15 protein-coding genes are annotated in these 19932 nt (G+C 61.5%); 8 read left to right on the forward strand and 7 right to left on the reverse strand.

Going from position 1 to position 19932, the window contains the following annotated elements; genetic code table 11:
- Window positions 1-154: 154 nt before the first annotated feature.
- Window positions 155-2350, reverse strand: coding sequence for a primosomal protein N' (gene priA, locus ACSBQQ_RS23325; RefSeq protein ID WP_043148438.1), 2196 nt, complete (start codon window positions 2348-2350; stop codon window positions 155-157).
- Between the two features lie 199 nt (window positions 2351-2549).
- Between priA and rpmE the strand changes: the two genes are divergently transcribed.
- On the forward strand, window positions 2550-2765 hold the full coding sequence (rpmE, locus tag ACSBQQ_RS23330; RefSeq protein WP_004931078.1) for a 50S ribosomal protein L31: 216 nt from the start codon (window positions 2550-2552) through the stop codon (window positions 2763-2765).
- Window positions 2766-2842: 77 nt separating this feature from the next.
- Here the strand turns inward: rpmE and metJ are convergent, their stop codons facing one another.
- On the reverse strand, window positions 2843-3160 hold the full coding sequence (metJ, locus tag ACSBQQ_RS23335) for a met regulon transcriptional regulator MetJ (protein ID WP_006317756.1): 318 nt from the start codon (window positions 3158-3160) through the stop codon (window positions 2843-2845).
- A gap of 304 nt (window positions 3161-3464) precedes the next feature.
- Here metJ and metB point away from each other — a divergent pair, with 304 nt between their 5' ends.
- From metB to metF, 3 genes are all read left to right on the forward strand, one after another.
- Window positions 3465-4625 (forward strand): cystathionine gamma-synthase, encoded by a 1161-nt coding sequence (gene metB, locus ACSBQQ_RS23340; RefSeq protein ID WP_033649893.1) that lies wholly within the window; start codon window positions 3465-3467, stop codon window positions 4623-4625.
- A gap of 2 nt (window positions 4626-4627) precedes the next feature.
- Window positions 4628-7063, forward strand: a complete 2436-nt coding sequence (locus ACSBQQ_RS23345; protein WP_033649894.1) for a bifunctional aspartate kinase/homoserine dehydrogenase II — start codon at window positions 4628-4630, stop codon at window positions 7061-7063.
- A gap of 226 nt (window positions 7064-7289) precedes the next feature.
- Window positions 7290-8186: a methylenetetrahydrofolate reductase gene (metF, locus tag ACSBQQ_RS23350; RefSeq protein ID WP_060429407.1), complete on the forward strand. Its 897-nt coding sequence runs from the start codon at window positions 7290-7292 to the stop codon at window positions 8184-8186.
- A gap of 105 nt (window positions 8187-8291) precedes the next feature.
- On the opposite strand, the gene ppc is transcribed toward metF, so the two are convergent.
- Together ppc and argE are read right to left on the reverse strand one after the other, a co-directional pair.
- Complete coding sequence (gene ppc, locus ACSBQQ_RS23355) at window positions 8292-10928, reverse strand: phosphoenolpyruvate carboxylase (RefSeq protein WP_033638623.1); 2637 nt, start codon at window positions 10926-10928, stop codon at window positions 8292-8294.
- A gap of 257 nt (window positions 10929-11185) precedes the next feature.
- Complete coding sequence (argE, locus tag ACSBQQ_RS23360) at window positions 11186-12331, reverse strand: acetylornithine deacetylase (RefSeq protein ID WP_033649896.1); 1146 nt, start codon at window positions 12329-12331, stop codon at window positions 11186-11188.
- A gap of 216 nt (window positions 12332-12547) precedes the next feature.
- Between argE and argC the strand changes: the two genes are divergently transcribed.
- The 4 genes from argC (at window position 12548) to argH (ending at window position 17034) form a co-directional block, all read left to right on the forward strand.
- The gene (gene argC / locus ACSBQQ_RS23365) at window positions 12548-13552 is read left to right on the forward strand and encodes an N-acetyl-gamma-glutamyl-phosphate reductase (protein ID WP_049195674.1); all 1005 of its coding nucleotides are present in this window, start codon (window positions 12548-12550) and stop codon (window positions 13550-13552) included.
- Window positions 13553-13572: 20 nt separating this feature from the next.
- Window positions 13573-14346 (forward strand): acetylglutamate kinase, encoded by a 774-nt coding sequence (gene argB / locus ACSBQQ_RS23370; RefSeq protein ID WP_033636427.1) that lies wholly within the window; start codon window positions 13573-13575, stop codon window positions 14344-14346.
- A 25-nt stretch (window positions 14347-14371) separates the two neighbouring features.
- Entirely contained in the window at window positions 14372-15592 is a 1221-nt protein-coding gene (locus ACSBQQ_RS23375) for an argininosuccinate synthase (RefSeq protein ID WP_033649897.1), read from the forward strand.
- A gap of 68 nt (window positions 15593-15660) precedes the next feature.
- Complete coding sequence (argH, locus tag ACSBQQ_RS23380; RefSeq protein ID WP_060429406.1) at window positions 15661-17034, forward strand: argininosuccinate lyase; 1374 nt, start codon at window positions 15661-15663, stop codon at window positions 17032-17034.
- 36 nt (window positions 17035-17070) lie between these two features.
- Here the strand turns inward: argH and ACSBQQ_RS23385 are convergent, their stop codons facing one another.
- The 3 genes from ACSBQQ_RS23385 to ACSBQQ_RS23395 all read right to left on the reverse strand — a co-directional run bounded on the left by ACSBQQ_RS23385 (window position 17071) and on the right by ACSBQQ_RS23395 (window position 19832).
- Window positions 17071-17397, reverse strand: coding sequence for a type II toxin-antitoxin system HicB family antitoxin (locus tag ACSBQQ_RS23385; protein ID WP_033649898.1), 327 nt, complete (start codon window positions 17395-17397; stop codon window positions 17071-17073).
- 182 nt (window positions 17398-17579) lie between these two features.
- Window positions 17580-19028: a dihydrolipoyl dehydrogenase gene (locus ACSBQQ_RS23390; protein WP_060429405.1), complete on the reverse strand. Its 1449-nt coding sequence runs from the start codon at window positions 19026-19028 to the stop codon at window positions 17580-17582.
- Window positions 19029-19100: 72 nt separating this feature from the next.
- Window positions 19101-19832 carry a glutathione peroxidase gene (locus ACSBQQ_RS23395; protein WP_019452251.1) on the reverse strand — a complete coding sequence of 244 codons (732 nt, stop codon included), beginning with the start codon at window positions 19830-19832 and terminating at the stop codon, window positions 19101-19103.
- Between the last annotated feature and the right edge of the window lie 100 nt (window positions 19833-19932).

Genomic DNA, 19932 nt, shown 5'->3' on the forward strand with positions numbered 1-19932 from the left:
AAATTTGCCCTCGCAGACATTCTAAACAGAATACGCCCCGCCTTTGTTACCTAATTTGCATAAAAAATGTGACCTGAGAAGGTTTTTTAGCGTTCGCTCGCAATTTCAAGGGTAAACGTTTGCACTGCGGCAGCTGAATCGGACTTTTCCGGGATCAGCTGTCGATCGGATCGACATCCAGCGTCCATTTCACCTTGCGCGTTTGCGGCAGGGTGCCGATCAGCGGCAGCGAGCTTTTCATCAGCTGTTGCAGGACGCGCCGCGTCGGGTGCTGCAGCAGCAGCTGCCAGCGGAAACGGCCGCCGCGTTTGGACTGCAGCGCCGGCACCGGGCCCATCACCCACAGCGAATCGTCCTTCAGCGGGCTGGCTTCCAGCAGGTTGCGCAGCTGCTGCAGGAACAGCGGGGCCTGCTGGTTGTCGTGATCTTCGGCGCGCACGATGATGTGGCTGGTGTAAGGCGGCAGAAACACGCTGTTGCGCTCCGCCAGCGTCTGTTTGGCGAAGGCGTCGTAACCCTGTTGCAGCAGTACCTGCAGCAGCGGGTGCTCCGGATGGTGGGTTTGCAGCAGCACTTCACCCTGTTTGCCCGCGCGGCCGGCCCGCCCGGAGACCTGGGTATACAGCTGAGCGAAACGCTCGGCGGAGCGGAAGTCGGCGGAGAACAGCGCGCCGTCCACGTCCAGCAACGCCACTAGCGTGACGTCGGGAAAATGGTGGCCCTTGGCCAGCATCTGCGTGCCGATCAGAATGCGCGCTTCGCCGCGATGGATATCCGCCAGGTGCTGCTCAAGCGCCCCTTTGCGGCTGGTGGTGTCGCGATCGATGCGGGTGATCGGCGTGTCGGGGAACAGCGGCGCCAGCTCCTGCTCCAGCTGTTCGGTGCCGACGCCGACCGACACCAGGTGAGTGGAGCCGCACTGTGGGCACTGGTGCGGCACCGGCCGCTGGCTGTCGCAGTGGTGGCAGCGCAGCTGGCGCTGATGCTGGTGGAAGGTGTAGTAGTGATCGCAGCGCTGGCATTCGGCGATCCAGCCGCACTCGTGGCACAGCAGCGCCGGAGCGTAACCGCGGCGGTTGAGGAACAGCATCACCTGATTGCCGGCTTTTAAATGGTGCTGCATGCTTTTCAAAAGCGGTTGCGACAGGCCGACCTTCAGCGGCAGCCCCTTTAGATCGATCAGGTGCTGCGTTGCCGGTTTGGCGTTGCCCGCGCGCTGGGTGAGCTTCAGCTGGCGATATTTACCCAGCTGCACGTTGTGCAGCGTTTCCAATGCCGGGGTCGCGGAGCCCATCACCATCGGGATGTCCTCTTCCCGGGCGCGGAACACCGCCAGATCGCGGGCGTGGTAGCGCCAGCCTTCCTGCTGTTTATAAGAGCTGTCATGCTCTTCGTCGATGATGATTACGCCCAGCTGACGGAACGGCGTGAACAGCGCCGAACGGGTGCCGATGACGATGGCGGCTTCGCCGCTGCGCGCGCGCAGCCAAACCGCCAGCCGTTCGCTGTCGTTCAGCCCGGAGTGCAGCACGTCTACCGGCGCGTTGAAGCGCTCGCGAAAGCGGGCGATGGTTTGCGGCGTCAGGCCGATTTCCGGCACCAGCACCAGCGCCTGTCGGCCTTTGGCCAGCACGTTTTCCAGCACGCTGAGGTAGACTTCGGTCTTGCCGGAGCCGGTTACCCCGGCCAACAGCCAGGCGGCGAACTGCTCATCCTCGCTTCTGATCGCCCCGACGGCGGTAGCCTGCTCGGTGTTCAGCCGCAGCCGCTCGCCGAGCACTGCGAAGTTGGGGCGCCAGTCGTGCGTATCCGCGACCTGAGCGCGCAGATCGATCAGCCCTTTGGCGCGCAGCGCCTGCAGGGCGCTTTCCGTCAGCTCAAGCTGGCTGACCTGATGGCGATAGACCGGGCGTTGCAGCAGCGCCGCGAGCGCCTGCTGCTGTTTCGGCGCGCGTTTCAGGCTTTCGGGCGGGGTGGCGCGTCCCTCTTCGGTGGCGAACCATTGCCACAGCGGCGCGGCCTCGGCCGGTTTGCCTTGCCGCAGCAGGATCGGCAGCGCATGGAACAGCACTTCGCCGATGGGGTAGTGATAGTAATCGCTGGCCCAGCGCAGGATGCGCCACAGGCTGGGGGAGAACAGCGATTCGGCGTCGATCACGCTGTCGATCGGTTTGAGCTTGTCCAGCGGCAGTTCACTGGTGTCGCTGCAGCCGGTGACGATGCCGATCGCATGCTGCCTGCCCCAGGGCACGCCCACGCGCGCGCCGGCCACCGGCTGCATGCCGGGCGGCAGCAGATAGTCGAAGGTGCGGGCGAGGGGGACCGGCAAGGCAACGTGTACGACGGGCATGATCTCATCCAAATTGAAAAAAGTGGGCATCAGTTTACACGGCGCATCGGCAAATGTACGGTTCCGATTGCGCGCCCCGGCTAATGCTGTATAATTTGCCGCCTTTGGTATAATTCGATACCAAAATTCTATTATCAACCACGTGTGGTGTCTGGCGAAACAGGGCTGGATAGCGACACGGCCTTAACTGAGGTTTCCCATGAAACAAGGTATCCACCCAAAATACGAAGAAGTTACTGCTAACTGCTCTTGCGGTAACGTGATGAAGATCCGCTCCACCGTGGGCCACGATCTGAACCTGGACGTTTGTGGCGCATGCCACCCGTTCTACACTGGCAAGCAGCGTGACGTTGCTACCGGTGGCCGCGTTGACCGCTTCAACAAGCGTTTCAGCGTACCAGGCGCTAAGAAATAAGATTTCTTATCGTCCGATGAAAAAGGCGCCTTTGGCGCCTTTTTTCGTTTCTGCCGCCAGCGTTCGCCGGGCGGTTCTCAATATTCCCAGGTATCGGGGTCGACACCCAGTTCGCGCATCAACACTTTCGCGGCTTCCGGAATTTCATCGCTGCGCTCTTTGCGCAGGTCTTCATCGTTCGGCAGCGGCTGGCCGGTAAAGGCATGCAGAAACGCTTCGCACAGCAGTTCGCTGTTGGTGGCGTGGCGCAGGTTGTTCACCTGGCGACGGGTCCGTTCGTCGGTGAGGATTTTCAGGACCTTCAGCGGAATGGATACCGTGATCTTTTTGACTTGCTCGCTTTTTTTACCGTGTTCAGCGTAAGGGCTGACATACTCGCCGTTCCACTCAGCCATGGGACACCTTAACTTTGTCAGAAAAATTACAAAATTCTAAAAACCGGCCAATTATGCCCGATCTTCACTGTTCTCACTAAATAAAAGTCAATTTTACGCGACCAGGGTCACTGAATGCCCCGCCTCGGCCGGGCATTGCGGCTTAACATCTTATCGTCATGTCATATCGGCATAATTTTAGCGGGTATTGTGCCATTGCTCAATCTATACGCAGAGAAGTTTAGATGTCCAGATGTATTGACGTCTATCAATCCTGCGATTACTCTTTAGGCCTCATTCACCGAACCGAGAGCCGAGCGAGCCCATGACGCGTAAACCAGCCACGATTGCCGTACGCAGCGGCCTGAACGACGACGAACAGTACGGCTGCGTTGTCCCGCCGATTCATCTGTCCAGCACCTATAACTTTACCGACTTCAACCAACCCCGAGCCCATGATTATTCGCGCCGCGGCAACCCGACGCGCGACGTGGTGCAACGCGCGTTGGCGGAGCTGGAAGGCGGCGCCGGCGCGGTGATGACCGGCAGCGGGATGTCGGCGATCCATCTGGTGACCACCGTGCTGCTGAAGCCCGGCGATCTGCTGGTGGCGCCGCACGACTGCTACGGCGGCAGCTATCGGTTGTTCGACAGCCTGAGCAAACGCGGTGCCTATCGCGTGCTGTTCGTCGATCAGGGTAATGAAGCCGCCCTGCAACAGGCGCTGGCGCAAAAGCCGAAGCTGGTGTTGATCGAAAGCCCCAGCAACCCGCTGCTGCGGGTGGTGGACATCGCGGCGATCTGCGCCGCCGCGCACGCGGCGGGCGCGTTGACGGTGGTGGACAACACCTTCCTCAGCCCGGCCCTGCAACAGCCGATCGAACTCGGTGCCGATCTGGTGGTCCATTCATGCACCAAATACCTGAACGGGCATTCGGACGTGGTGGCCGGGGCGGTGATCGCCAAAGATCCCGAGCTGGCGGTCGAGCTGGCCTGGTGGGCGAACAACATCGGCGTGACCGGCGGCGCGTTCGACAGCTATCTGCTGCTGCGTGGCATGCGCACGCTGTCGCCGCGCATCAAGGCGGCGCAGCTAAACGCTGAAGCGATTGTTGACTATTTACAGCAGCAACCGTTGGTGAAAAAGCTGTATCATCCCTCCCTGCCGGAGAATCCGGGGCATGAGATCGCCCGCCGGCAGCAGCGCGGTTTCGGCGCGATGCTGAGTTTTGAACTGGACGGCGATGAAGCGGTGCTGCGCCGTTTTCTCTCTGCCCTTGAGCTGTTTACTCTGGCAGAATCGTTGGGCGGCGTAGAAAGCCTGATCTCGCATGCAGCGACCATGACCCACGCCGGCATGGCGGCGGAGGCGCGGGCAGCGGCCGGCATCTCCGAGAGCCTGCTGCGCATTTCCGTGGGTATTGAAGACAGTGAAGATTTGATTGCCGATCTGGAACGCGCTTTCCAGGCGGCGGCAACGAGGTAAGCATGAATGCAATTGCTGTAGCAGGGCCGGTGAGTGGGCGTCAACTGCACAAGTTTGGCGGCAGCAGTCTGGCGGATGTGAAGTGTTATCTGCGTGTGGCCGGGATTATGGCGGAATACAGCCAGCCGGGCGACATGATGGTGGTATCGGCCGCCGGCAGTACCACCAACCAGTTGATCAACTGGCTGAAGCTCAGCCAGAGCGATCGCCTGTCTGCGCACCAGGTGCAGCAGACGTTGCGTCGTTATCACAGCGATCTTATCAGCGGCCTGCTGCCGCCGGAAAGCGCCGAGCCGCTGATCGCCGAGTTCATTCAGGATCTGGAACGTCTGGCGGTGCTGCTGGACGGCAAAGTCGACGAGGTGTGCTATGCCGAAGTGGTCGGGCACGGCGAGATCTGGTCGGCGCGCCTGATGGCGGCGGTGCTCAACCACCTGGATATGCAGGCGGCCTGGCTGGATGCGCGTGATTTCCTGCGCGCCGAGCGCGCCGCGCAGCCGCAGGTGGATGAAGGCCGTTCTTATCCGCTGCTGCAGCAATTGTTGGCTCAACATCCGGGCAAGCGCCTGGTGGTGACCGGCTTCATTTCGCGCAACGACGCCGGGGAAACCGTGCTGTTGGGGCGTAACGGCAGCGACTACTCCGCCACTCAGGTCGGCGCGTTGGCCGGCGCGGCGCGCGTCACCATCTGGAGCGACGTGGCCGGGGTTTACAGCGCCGACCCGCGCAAGGTGAAAGACGCCTGCCTGCTGCCGCTGCTGCGCCTGGACGAAGCCAGCGAGCTGGCGCGCCTGGCGGCACCGGTGTTGCATACCCGCACCCTGCAGCCGGTCTCCGGCAGCGATATCGATCTTCAGCTGCGCTGCAGCTACCAGCCGGAGCAGGGCTCGACGCGCATCGAGCGCGTATTGGCGTCCGGCACCGGCGCCAAGATTGTCACCAGCCACGATGACGTGTGCCTGATTGAGCTGCACGTCGCCGCTCAGCATGACTTCAAACTGGCGCAGAAAGAATTGGATCTGGTGCTCAAGCGCGCGCAGATCAAACCGTTGGCGGTGGGCATCCATCCTGACCGCAATCGAGTGCAGCTGTGCTACACCTCCGAGGTGGTCAACAGCGCGCTGGCGATCCTGCAGGCCTCGGCGCTGCCGGGTGAACTGCACCTGCGCGAAGGGTTGGCGCTGGTGGCGATGGTCGGCGCCGGGGTGTGCAAGAACCCGCTGCACAGCCATCGCTTCTATCAGCAGCTGAAAGATCAGCCGGTCGAATTTATCTGGCAGGCGGAAGATGGCATCAGCCTGGTGGCGGTATTACGCCAGGGGCCGACCGCGCTGCTGATTCAGGGGCTGCACCAAAGCCTGTTCCGCGCCGAGAAGCGCATCGGTCTGGTGCTGTTCGGCAAGGGCAACATTGGGTCGCGCTGGCTGGAGCTGTTTGCCCGCGAGCAGACCAATATTTCCGCGCGCAGCGGCTTCGAATTTATCCTGGCGGGGGTGGTGGACAGCCGCCGCAGCCTGCTGAACTACGAAGGGCTGGACGCCAGCCGCGCATTGGCGTTCTTTGAGGACGAGGCGCAGGCGCTCGACGAAGAGTCGCTGTTCCTGTGGATGCGTGCGCACCCGTTCGACGATCTGGTGGTGCTCGACGTGACCGCCAGCGAAGAGCTGGCCGGGCAGTATCTGGATTTCGCCAGCTACGGTTTCCACGTGATCAGCGCCAACAAGCTGGCGGGAGCCTCGTGCAGCGATACCTATCGCCAAATTCGCGACGCCTTCGCCAAAACCGGCCGCCACTGGCTGTACAACGCCACCGTCGGCGCCGGTCTGCCGGTCAACCACACGGTGCGCGATCTGCGCGACAGCGGCGACAGCATTTTGGCGATCAGCGGCATCTTCTCCGGCACGCTTTCCTGGCTGTTCCTGCAGTATGACGGCACGGTGCCGTTCACCGAGCTGGTGGATCAGGCCTGGCAGCAGGGGCTGACCGAACCGGATCCGCGGGTCGATCTCTCCGGCCAGGACGTGATGCGCAAGTTGGTGATCCTGGCGCGCGAAGCGGGCTACGACATCGAACCTAACCAGGTGCGGGTCGAGTCGCTGGTGCCGGCGGGCTGCGAGCAGGGCTCCGTCGATCAGTTCTTCGAGAACGGTGAGGCGTTGAACCAGCAGATGCAGCAGCGCTTTGAGGCCGCCAGCGAAATGGGCCTGGTGCTGCGTCACGTGGCGCGTTTCGACGCCAACGGCAAGGCGCGGGTCGGCGTGGAGGCGGTGCGTCCTGAGCATCCGCTGGCCTCGCTGCTGCCGTGCGACAACGTTTTCGCCATCGAAAGCCGCTGGTATCGCGATAATCCGCTGGTGATCCGCGGGCCGGGCGCCGGCCGCGACGTGACCGCCGGAGCGATCCAGTCAGACCTTAACCGGTTGGCGCAGCTGCTTTAATCCTCTGCGGGCGCGGGTTCACCGCGCCCCTTTGCTTTTCCTGCCATACTTATCCCTACCGCCGTCATGAAATTCCCTCGTTGAGCGGGTGAAGATTAATCATCTTATTCCCCTCATTTTCCTGTTGACTCTTTAGCCAACATGCGGCATTTTCTATCTAGACGTCTAAACGTATGGACGCTCATCAAGATGAAAAAAACAGTGATCGATAAGAGGTGAGCAGGGTATGAGCTTTTTCCACGCAAACCAGCGGGAAGCGCTGAATCAGAGTCTGGCGGAGTTGAACGGCCAGATTAACGTATCATTCGAGTTCTTCCCGCCGCGCACCAGCGAGATGGAAGAGACCCTGTGGCAGTCGATCGATCGTCTGAGCATCCTCAAACCCAAATTCGTTTCCGTCACCTACGGCGCCAACTCCGGCGAGCGCGATCGCACCCACAGCATCATCAAGGGGATCAAGGAGCGCACCGGCCTGGAGGCGGCGCCGCACCTGACCTGCATCGACGCCAGCCCGGTGCAGCTGCGCGACATCGCGGCCGATTATTGGAACAGCGGCATTCGCCATATCGTGGCGCTGCGCGGCGATCTGCCGCCGGGCGGCGGCAAGCCGGACATGTACGCGACCGATCTGGTGGCGCTGCTGAAAGACGTGGGCGACTTCGACATTTCCGTCGCCGCCTACCCGGAAGTGCACCCGGAGGCGAAGAGCGCCCAGGCCGATTTAATCAACCTGAAGCGCAAGATCGACGCCGGCGCCAGCCGCGCCATCACCCAGTTCTTCTTTGACGTCGAGAGCTACCTGCGTTTTCGCGACCGCTGCGTCGCCGCTGGTATCGACGTGGAAATCGTGCCGGGCATTCTGCCGGTGTCCAACTTCAAGCAGCTGCAGCGCTTCGCCACCATGACCAACGTGCGGGTGCCAAGCTGGATGACCAGCATGTTCGAAGGGCTGGACGACGATGCGGAGACCCGCAAAATGGTCGGCGCCAACATCGCCATGGACATGGTGAAGATCCTCAGCCGCGAAGGCGTGAAAGATTTCCACTTCTATACGCTGAACCGCGCCGAGATGAGCTACGCCATCTGCCACACGCTGGGCGTGCGCCCGGTGGCAGCCGCCTGACAGGCCTGTTCCATTGAAAAAGGGCGTCGCTTACCGCGGCGCCCTTTTTTGTGGGGGAAAGGCATAAAAAAACGGCCCCGATAAACGGGGCCGCGATGAGGCTCGCTAGCCGGTGTTGCGCATCCCGGCGGCGACGCCGGCGATGGTGACCATCAGCGCCTGCTCGACGCGGGCGTCCGGCTGCTCCTGCTGACGCGAACGGTGCAGCAGCTCGGCCTGCAAGACGTTCAGCGGGTCGGTATAAACGTTGCGCAGCGCGATGGATTCGGCGATCCACGGCAGGTCTTCCATCAGGTGGGCATCGTTGGCGATGGTCAGCACCACCTTGATGTCGCTTTCCAGCTGATCGCGCAGCTGTTGGCCCAGCGGCCACAGCGATTTATCCACCAGGCGCTGATCGTAGTATTCCGCCAGCCACAGGTCGGCCTTGGCGAACACCATTTCCAGCATGGCGATGCGGGTGGAGAAGAACGGCCAGTCGCGACACATCGCCTCCAGTTCCGCCTGTTTGCCGGCTTTCACCGCCTCCTGCAATCCGGCGCCGGCGCCGAGCCAGGCCGGCAGCATCAGGCGGTTCTGCGTCCAGGCGAAGATCCACGGAATGGCGCGCAGGCTCTCTACGCCGCCGTTCGGCTTGCGTTTGGCCGGGCGTGAGCCCAGCGGCAGTTTACCCAGCTCCAGCTCCGGCGTAGCCGCGCGGAAGTAAGGCACGAAGTCCGGGTTTTCACGCACGTAGCCGCGATACATCCGGCAGGAGGTGTCTGACAGATCGTCCATCAGCGCCCGCCATTCTTTCTTCGGTTCCGGCGGCGGCAGCAGGTTGGCCTCGAGGATCGCGCCGGCATACAGCGCCAGGCTGCTGATGGTGACTTCAGGCAGGCCGAATTTGAAGCGGATCATCTCGCCCTGTTCGGTGACGCGCAGGCCGCCCTTCAGGCTGCCCGGCGGCTGCGACAGCAGCGCCGCATGCGCCGGTGCGCCGCCGCGGCCGATGGAACCGCCGCGGCCGTGGAACAGCGTCAGCGCCACGCCGGCCTTTTCACAGGTTTTGATCAGCGCGTCCTGCGCGCGGTACTGCGCCCAGGAAGCGGCCATCACACCGGCGTCTTTCGCCGAGTCGGAGTAGCCGATCATCACCATCTGTTTGCCCTGAATAAAGCCGCGATACCAGTCAATGTTCAGCAACTGAGTCATCACGTCGTCGGCGTTGTTCAGATCGTCGAGGGTTTCGAACAGCGGAGCGACCGGCAGCGCGAACGGGCAACCGGCCTCTTTCAGCAGCAGGTGCACCGCCAGCACGTCGGAAGGCGTGCGCGCCATCGAAATCACGTAGGCGGCGATCGAGCCCTGCGGCGCTTCGGCGATCACCCGGCAGGTTTCCAGCACTTCCTGCGTGTCGGCGCTCGGTTGCCATTTCAGCGGCACCAGCGGGCGTTTGGAGTTCAGTTCGCGGATCAGGAACGCCTGTTTATCGGCTTCCGACCAGCTTTCATAGTCGCCCAGCCCCAGGTAGCGGGTCAGCTCGGCGATGGCCTCGGTATGGCGGGTGCTTTCCTGGCGCACGTCGATGCGCACCAGCGGCACGCCGAAGCAGCGCACGCGGCGCAGGGTATCCAGCAGCTGACCGTTGGCGATGATGCCCATGCCGCAGGCCTGCAGCGATTGGTAGCAGGCATACAGCGGCTCCCACAGCTGCTCGTTGTTCACCAGCAGGTCGTGCGGCTTCAGCACGCGTTCGCCCTTCAGGCGGCCTTCCAGATAGGCCTGGGAGCTCATCAGCTGGCTGCGCAGCTGCTTCATGATTTCGCGGTACGGTTCCTGCACCTCGTCACCGCCGGCGCGGGCGCGCAGCTCCGGGGTGCATTCGGTCATCGATAGCTCGGAGACCAGCACCTGAATATCGCGGGTGAACAGGTCGCAGGCTTTCCAGCGGCTGAGCAGCAGCACATGGCGGGTAATTTCGGCGGTCACGTTCGGGTTGCCATCGCGGTCGCCGCCCATCCAGGAGGTGAAGCGCACCGGCACCGCTTCCGCCGGCAGGCTGTAATCGATGGAGTTTTCCAACTGCTCGTTGAACTCGCGCAGGAACGCCGGCACGCCTTCCCACAGGCTGTTTTCCACCACCGCGAAGCCCCATTTGGCTTCGTCGATCGGGGAAGGGCGATGTTTGCGAATTTCATCGGTGTGCCACGACTGGGCCACCAGCTGGCGCAGGCGGCGCATGATCTTGTTGCGCTCGTAGTCGGCCAGATCGTTGTGATCGAGCTGGCTGAGACAGGTGTTGACCTCCACCAGCTTGTGGATCAGGGTGCGGCGGGTGATCTCCGTCGGGTGCGCCGTCAGTACCAGCTCGATGGAAAGTTGCGACACCGCGTGCTGCAGCTCTTTGTCGCTGAGCTTTTTGTCTTTGAGACGGCTGAACAGCTGCGCCAGCGCTTCCGGGTTGCTGGCGGCTTCGCCGTTGGGCGAAATGCTGTGGTACTGCTCGGCGACGTTGGTCAGGTTGAGGAACTGGCTGAAGGCGCGCGCCACCGGCAGCAGCTCGTCGTTGGACAGGTTCTGCAGGGTGGAGAGCAGCTCCTGGCGATGCGCTTCGTTGCCGGCGCGTGAAGATTTGGAAAGCTTACGGATGGTCTCAACGCGATCGAGAATATGCTCGCCCAGCGCTTCTTTGATGGTATCGCCGAGCAATTTGCCGAGCATACTGACATTACTGCGCATTGCCGAATATTGTTCGTTCATATAACCCCTGACCCAGTTCTGTATGATTTTTATCTTGTAAATAAATTTCACGCGTCAGGCGCAGACCGCCTGCCTGATCACATCGCGTTCCTGTCCAATCGTCAATTGACACTATTTTTAGCAAAAAAACATCAAAATCGGCGCATTTTCTGAAATTTAATTACGCCGCATCGGTTATCAGCGTGGCTTATTTCGCCGTTTTCTACTTATTTTGAGTTAGGGGAAGCATAGCGCGTTTCCCCTGTTAAATGTCGGGTTTACTGCCGGCAAAAGTGATTGACCAGCTGGCCCAGCAGTTTGCGCGTCGGTTCGATAAACGCGGTGTCGATGTATTCGTCCGGCTGGTGGGCCTGATCGATGGAACCGGGCCCGAGCACCAACGTCGGGCAGACCTGCTGCACGAACGGCGCTTCGGTGCAGTAGTTGACCACCTGCGTGCGGGTGCCCAGCAGCTCCTCGATCACCGCCACCATGCGGTGGTCGGTCGGGCATTCGTAACCCGGCACCGACGCGTGCAGCTCTTCGATGGTCAGGCGGCCCGGCCAGCGTTGGCTCACCGGCTCCAATGCCTGATGCATCAGCTCGTTGATGTTGTCGAGCGTCATGCCAGGCAGCGGGCGGATATCCAGGTGCAGCTCGCAGCAGGCGCAGATGCGGTTGGCCGCGTCGCCGCCGCTGATATGGCCGAAGTTCATGGTGGGATAAGGCACGGCGAACGCCGGATTGTTGTAGCGCTCCTGCAGGGTTTTGCGCAGCTCCATCAGGCGGCCGATGGATTCGTGCATCAGATCGATGGCGTTGACGCCGCGCGCCGGATCGCTGGAGTGGCCGGACTGGCCGACGATGCGAATGGCGTTGGCCATGTGGCCCTTGTGTGCGCGCACCGGCTGCAGCGAGGTCGGTTCGCCGATGATGGCGAAATCCGGACGAATGGCGGTGGAGGCGGCGAAATAACGTGCGCCGGCCATCGTCGTTTCTTCATCTGCGGTCGCCAGAATGTACAGCGGCTTGGTCAATTTGCTCGCGTCGATGTCGCGCACCGCATCCAGAATAAAGGCGAAGAAGCCTTTCATGTCGGCGGTGCCCAGGCCGTAGAGCTTGTTGTCGTGCTCGGTCAGGGTGAAGGGATCGCGCGTCCAGCGGCCTTCGTCGTAAGGCACCGTATCGGTATGGCCGGCCAGCAGCAGGCCACCGCTGCCTTCGCCGATGCTGGCCAGCAGGTTGAATTTGTGGCGCGATTCCGGCACCGGCTGTACGTCGACGCGAAAGCCCAGGTCGGCAAACCAGCCGGCCAGCAAGTTGATTAACGCCTCATTGCTCTGATCGAGGCCGGCATCGGTGGCGCTGATCGACTTCGTTGCGATCAACGCCCGGTACAGCTCAATAAATGGAGGTAATTTCATCTTCACTGTTGACAGCCTTTGGTTAGGATAGTATCAATATTCATGCATTTATTTTGAATAAAAATACAGTAAGCCGACGCGTAAGGGAACCCGATACCCGGATGTTTATAAAAGCATCAACGCCAGGCTCCGTGGGTGAACGGCGCAACAACGCTGGCTAGCCCTGTTACCTGGGTCGCAAGCGACCGCACGTCAGTTTAGAAGGTGAAAGGCCACATGTTGAATACGCTGATCGTTGGTGCCAGCGGTTACGCCGGAGCGGAGCTCACGGCTTACCTGAATCGCCACCCACACATGAACATAACCGCTTTAGCGGTTTCAGCGCAAAGTGCAGATGCAGGAAAGTTGCTTTCCGATCTCCATCCCCAGTTGAAAGGCATCGTCGATCTGCCGCTGCAGCCGTTGACCGACGTCGCCAAGGCGGCGCAGGGCATCGACGTGGTGTTCCTCGCCACCGCTCATGAAGTCAGCCACGATATCGCACCGGCCTTCCTGGCGGCGGGCTGCGTGGTGTTCGATCTGTCGGGCGCCTTCCGCGTGCAGGACGCCGATTTTTATAGCCAGTACTACGGTTTCGAGCATCAGCATGGCGCTCTGCTGGAGCAGGCGGTGTACGGCCTGGCGGAATGGCAGAGCGACAAGATTAAACAGGCGCAGCTGATTGCCGTGCCGGGCTGTTACCCGACGGCGGCGCAGCTGGCGCTGAAACCGTTGATCGAAAAACAGCTGCTGAACCTCGACCAGTGGCCGGTGATCAACGCCACCAGCGGCGTCAGCGGCGCCGGGCGCAAGGCCAGCATGACCACCAGCTTCTGCGAAGTGAGCCTGCAGCCGTACGGTATTTTCACCCACCGGCACCAGCCGGAGATCGCCGCGCACCTGGGCGTGCCGGTCATCTTTACGCCGCACCTGGGCAACTTCCCGCGCGGCATCCTTGAAACTATCACCTGCCGCCTGAAGGCCGGCGTGACCGCGCAGGACGTGGCCGCCGCCTATCACGCCGCCTATGACGACAAGCCGCTGGTGCGGCTGTACGACCAGGGCGTGCCGGCGCTGAAAGCGGTGGTGGGGCTGCCGTTCTGCGACATCGGCTTTGCGGTGCAGGGCGAGCATCTGATTGCCGTGGCGGTGGAAGACAACCTGCTGAAAGGCGCGGCGGCGCAGGCGGTGCAATGCCTGAATATCCGTTTCGGCTTCCCGGAAATCCAGTCACTTCTTTAAACCAGCGTGAGTAAACAGCAATGAACCCGTTAATTATCAAGTTAGGTGGCGTGTTATTAGACAGTGAAGAAGCGCTGGAGCGTCTGTTTACCGCGCTGGACAGCTACCGGCAGCAGCATCAGCGCCCGCTGGTGATCGTGCACGGCGGCGGCTGCGTGGTGGACGAACTGATGAAGCAGCTCTCTTTGCCGGTGGTGAAAAAGAACGGCCTGCGGGTCACGCCGGCCGATCAGATCGACATCATCACCGGCGCGCTGGCCGGTACCGCCAACAAAACGCTGCTGGCGTGGGCGATTAAACACCAAATCAACGCCGTCGGCCTGAGCCTGGCGGACGGCGGCAGCGCAGTCGTGACCCCGCTCGATCCGGCATTGGGCCACGTCGGCAACGCGCAGCCCGGTTCCCCCGCGCTGCTCAATACCCTGCTGAGCGCCGGCTACCTGCCGGTTGTCAGCTCCATCGGCATCACCGCCGATGGGCAGTTAATGAACGTGAACGCCGATCAGGCGGCGACGGCGCTGGCGGCGACGCTGGGGGCGGATCTGATCCTGCTGTCGGACGTCAGCGGCATCCTCGACGGCAAGGGGCAACGCATTGCGGAAATGACGGCGCAAAAAGCGGAACAACTGATCGCGCAAGGCATTATCACCGATGGTATGGTGGTGAAGGTGAATGCGGCGCTCGACGCAGCCCGCACCCTCGGCCGCCCGGTGGATATCGCCAGCTGGCGCCATGCCGATCAGCTTCCCGCTTTGTTTAACGGCGTGTCGATTGGCACCCGGATCCTCGCTTAATTTTAGAATTAGAAAGGAATAGATCATGCAAAACCAAGGCATCAAAAAAATCGTTCTGGCGTACTCCGGCGGCCTGGATACCTCGGCCATCATTCCATGGCTGAAAGAGAACTACGGCGGCTGTGAAGTGGTGGCGTTCGTGGCGGACATCGGTCAGGAGCGCAGCGATCTGGAAGGCGTGGAGCAAAAAGCCCTGCAGTCCGGTGCCTCTGAATGTCACGTGGTCGATCTGCGTGAAGAATTTATCCGCGATTACGTTTATCCGGTGCTGCAGACCGGCGCCCTGTACGAGGGCAGCTACCTGCTGGGCACCTCGATGGCGCGGCCGATCATCGCCAAGGCGCAGGTCGAGCTGGCGTTGAAAGTGGGCGCCGACGCGCTGTGCCACGGTGCGACCGGCAAAGGCAACGATCAGGTGCGTTTCGAGACCACCTACACCGCGCTGGCGCCGCAGCTGAAAGTGGTGGCGCCGTGGCGTGAGTGGAATCTGCGTTCCCGTGAAGCGCTGCTGGATTACCTGAAAGAGCGCAACATCCCGACTACCGCGTCGTTGGAGAAGATCTACAGCCGCGATGAAAACGCCTGGCACATCTCCACCGAAGGCGGCGTGCTGGAAAGCCCGTGGAATGCGCCGAACAAAGATTGCTGGGTGTGGACCGTCGATCCGCAGGAAGCGCCGGACCAGCCTGAGCAGGTGACCGTGACCGTTGAGAAAGGCCGCGTTGTGGCGGTTAACGGTAAAGCGCTGTCGCCGTACCAGTGCCTGGAAACCCTGAACGCGCTGGGCGCCAAACACGGCGTCGGCCGTATCGACATCGTGGAAAACCGCCTGGTGGGCATCAAATCCCGCGGCTGCTATGAAACCCCGGGGGGCACCATCATGGTGGCGGCGCTGCGCGCCGTCGAGCAGTTGGTGCTGGACCGCGACAGCTTCAAATGGCGCGAGCAGCTGGGCCTGGAGATGTCTTATGTGGTGTACGACGGCCGCTGGTTCGCGCCGCTGCGCCGCTCGCTGCAGGCCTCTGCCGAAGCATTGGCTGAAGAGGTAAACGGTGAAGTGGTGCTGCAGCTGTACAAAGGCCAGGTGACGGCGATCCAGAAAAAATCCGCCAACAGCCTGTACTCCGAAGAGTTCGCCACCTTCGGCGAAGACGAAGTTTACGATCACAGCCACGCGGGCGGCTTTATCCGCCTGTTCTCTCTGTCTTCACGCATCCGCGCGTTGAACGAGAAAAAGAATAAATAATCGATTGGCGTGACTCTGCAAGGGCGCAGCATGTTGCGCCCTTTCGCATAAAAATTCAGGAGTAAGATATGGCACTTTGGGGCGGACGGTTCACTCAGGCGGCGGATCAGCGGTTCAAGCAACTCAACGATTCGCTGCGGTTCGATTATCGCCTGGCGGAGCAGGATATCGTGGGCTCGGTGGCCTGGTCGAAGGCGCTGGTGACCGTTAACGTGTTGACGGCAACGGAGCAACAGCAGCTGGAGCAGGCGCTGAATGCGCTACTGACGGAGGTCCAGGCCGATCCTTTGGCGATCGTCCAAAGCGATGCCGAAGACATCCACAGCTGGGTGGAGCAGAAGCTGATCGAGAAGGTCGGCGATTTGGGCAAGAAGCTGCACACCGGCCGCAGCCGCAACGATCAGGTCGCGACCGATCTGAAGCTGTGGTGCAAACAGCAGATCGGCGATCTGCATCAGGCGATCGTCCAGCTGCAGCAGGCGCTGGTGGAGACCGCCGAAGCCAACCAGGATGCGGTGATGCCGGGGTATACCCACCTGCAACGCGCGCAGCCGGTGACTTTCGCACACTGGTGCCTGGCCTATGTCGAGATGCTGGCGCGCGATGAGAGCCGTCTGCAGGATACCCTGAAACGGCTGGACGTCAGCCCGCTGGGCAGCGGCGCGCTGGCCGGCACCGCTTATTCTATCGATCGCGAGCAGCTGGCCGGCTGGCTGGGCTTCGCCTCGGCGACCCGCAACAGCCTGGACAGCGTATCCGATCGCGATCACGTGCTGGAACTGCTGTCCAACGCCGCCATCAGCATGGTGCACCTGTCGCGCTTCGCCGAAGATCTGATCTTCTTCAACAGCGGCGAAGCAGCGTTTGTCGAGCTGTCCGACCGTGTGACCTCCGGCTCTTCGCTGATGCCGCAGAAGAAAAACCCGGACGCGCTGGAGCTGATCCGCGGCAAGTGCGGCCGCGTGCAGGGCGCGCTGACTGGCATGATGATGACGCTGAAAGGCCTGCCGCTGGCGTACAACAAAGACATGCAGGAAGATAAAGAAGGGCTGTTCGACGCGCTCGACACCTGGATGGACTGCCTGCAGATGGCGGCGCTGGTGCTGGACGGCATTCAGGTGAAGCGCCCGCGCTGCCAGGAAGCGGCGGAGCAGGGCTATGCCAACGCCACCGAACTGGCGGATTACCTGGTCGCCAAGGGCGTGCCGTTCCGCGAGGCGCACCATATCGTCGGCGAGGCGGTGGTAGAAGCGATTCGCCAGGGCAAACCGCTGGAAGCGCTGCCGCTGGCGGACTTGCAGCAGTTCAGCGCAACGATCGGCGACGACGTTTACCCGATCCTGGCCTTGCAATCCTGCCTGGACAAGCGTGCGGCCAAAGGCGGCGTCGCGCCGCAGCAGGTGGCCGCGGCAATCGCCGCAGCGAAACAGCGTTTGGCTTGACGACGACAAGGGCGGCCCGGTGCCGCCCTTGAACCTCTACCCCGCCAGGCGTGCGCACAGATAACGGTTCAGACTCACGCCTTCCTCCATCGCGCCGATCGCCAGCCGCCGATGCTGTTCCGGCGTCATGCGCAACACCAGTTTTCCGCTGAAGTTCTTTTCCGCCAGCGCCTGCGGCGGCGTTTCACCTTGCGCCAACATATCGTCGATCGTTTCGCTCACCACTTTTTCGATACCCTCCAGCGCGCCGGTACGCGTGGCCGCCAGCCAGGACAACGAGGGGAATTCGGCGCACAGCCCGACATATTCACGATCTTCCGCTGACCAGGTGATGCGATAGGTATAGTGTTCATGCTTTTCCATGTTCTTCCTCCATTCTGGCTCCTTGCTTTATTCTAGTATCGTTATTGGTATCACTTCAATGTCGAAGCATAAAAAATGAACGCAGAAGGGCCGTGAGGCAAGAGGAGGGAGGAAAATGTGGAAAGTGCTGCGCAAAAAAACCGGGCCTGAAGGCCCGGTGGGGATGAACGGAGAATAAGAGGTTATTCGCCCGGGCAGCGCTGGCAGCGCTCGATTTCGGCCGTGCCGAGTTTGAGCTTCGCCTGCAGATCGCGCAGCGCGGTGCGCAAGCCTTCTTCGATCACCGGATGATAGAACGGCATGTCCAGCATCTGATCGACGGTCATCTGCTGCTGGTGCGCCCAGGCCAGCAGGTGTGCGATGTGTTCGGCGTCCGGGCCGATCATTTCCGCGCCGAGGAAACGGCCGGTGCCTTGCTCGCCGTAGACGTGCAGAATGCCTTTGTTGCGCAGCATCACCCGCGAGCGGCCCTGATTCTCAAACGAGACGTTGCCCACTTCAAAGCAGCCGCAGGCGCTGAACTTCTCGCTCAGCTCGCGGAAGGTTGAGCCGACCATGGCGATCTGCGGATCGGAGAACACCACCGAAATCGCGCTGCGGCGCAGGCCCGGATTGATCTCCGGGAAGCTGCCGGCGTTGGCGCCGGCGATGCGTGCCTGATCGCTGGCCTCATGCAGCAGCGGCAGTTGGTTGCTGGCGTCGCCGGCGATGAAAATATGCTGCACGCTGGTTTGCATCGTCAGGCGGTCGGCCAGCGGTACGCCTCGGGCGTCAAGCTGTAAGCCGGTGTTTTCGAGGCCCAGCCGATCGACGTTGGGGCGGCGGCCGGTGGCGGCCAGCACGTAGTCCACCAGGATCTCCTGCGGTTGGCCCTGCAGGTCCCGATAGCGGATAAACACCTTGTCGCCTTCGCGCTGCATCATCTCTACCTTCACGTCGGCGTCGAGATAGAACTCTTCCCCCAGTGCTTTGGCGGCGTAGTCGCGCACGGCGCTGTCGGTGAGCGGCCCGACGGCGCCGCCGATGCCGAAGACCTTGGTGTCGACACCGAGGCGGTGCAGCGCTTGCCCCAGCTCGAGCCCGATGACGCCAGGGCCGAATACCGCTACGGACTGCGGCAAATCATCCCAGTTGAACAGATCGTCGTTGACGATCAGACGATCGCCCAGTTCGTTCCACGGCGCCGGCCAGCTGGGGCGGGAACCGGTGGCGATCACGATGCGCTGCGCCACGATGCGCGTATGCTCGTCGACCTGCAGCGTGTTGTCGTCGATAAAGCGGGCATAGCCCTGAATTTTATCGCCGGCCGGGATCTCGTCCACGCCTTCCAGCACGAAGCCGACGAAGCGATCGCGTTCGCGTTTGACGCGCGCCATCACTTCGCGCCCGTCGATGCGGGTTGTACCGGTTGGGTGCACGCCAAAGCCCGGCGCGCGTTCGATTTGATGTACCGCTTCGGCAGCGGCGATCAGCAACTTGGATGGCATGCAGCCAACGCGCGCACAGGTGGTGCCGTAAGGCCCGCCTTCGATCATCACCACGCTGGGGGTAGACAGTTTGGCCGCGCGATAGGCGCCGAGCCCTGCGGTGCCGCCGCCGATGACCGCAACATCAACGTTCAACAGTTTCATATCCGCTCCTGAAAGGTAAAAAAAGGGCGGGCCGTAGCCCGCCAAAGTTCACGTTGGCTTTGTTATTACTTATTAAGCTGACAGGAAAGTTTCCAGATCGTCGCTGCCGCCGATGTGACGGCCGCCGATGAACACTTGCGGCACCGTGGCGCGGCCGCTGACGGCGCGCAGGCTGACGGTGGTGGCGTCTTTGCCCAGTACGATCTCTTCATACTGAATGCCGCGCTCTTGCAGCATTTGCTTGGCTTTGGCGCAGAATGGGCAGCCCGGCTTGGTGAACAGGGAGACCGACTCCTGCACTTTGAATTCCGGCGCCAGGTATTTCAGCATGGTGTCGGCGTCGGACACTTCAAACGGGTCGCCCGGCTTGTTCGGTTCGACGAACATTTTCTCGACCACGCCGTCGCGCACCAGCATCGAGTAGCGCCATGAACGCGGGCCAAAGCCCAGATCCGCTTTCTCGACCAGCATGTTCATGCCTTTGGTGAATTCACCGTTGCCGTCCGGCACGAAGGTGATGTTTTCCGCATGTTGATCGGCTTTCCAGGCGTTCATCACGAAGGTATCGTTCACCGAGACGCACAGAATGCCGTCGACGCCGTGCTGCTTGAATACGCTGGACAGTTCGTTGTAGCGCGGCAGATGGCTCGAAGAACAGGTTGGCGTAAATGCGCCCGGCAGCGAGAACACGATAACGGTTTTGTTTTTGAACAGGTCATCAGTGGTCACATCAATCCATTGGTCGCCCTGACGGGTGTGGAAAGTAACCTGAGGAACTTTCTTGCCTTCTTGACTGGTAAACATTGATTAACCCCTTAATTAGCAAAATTAATTTTTAGCATTTAGCGCGATATCGCTTCGTTGGGACACATTATTGTCGATGGGGGTTGATAGATCTAATCGC

The sequence above is a fragment of the Serratia sp. G204Y genome, from assembly GCF_051172435.1.
In the GTDB taxonomy this organism is placed as follows: domain Bacteria; phylum Pseudomonadota; class Gammaproteobacteria; order Enterobacterales; family Enterobacteriaceae; genus Serratia; species Serratia sarumanii.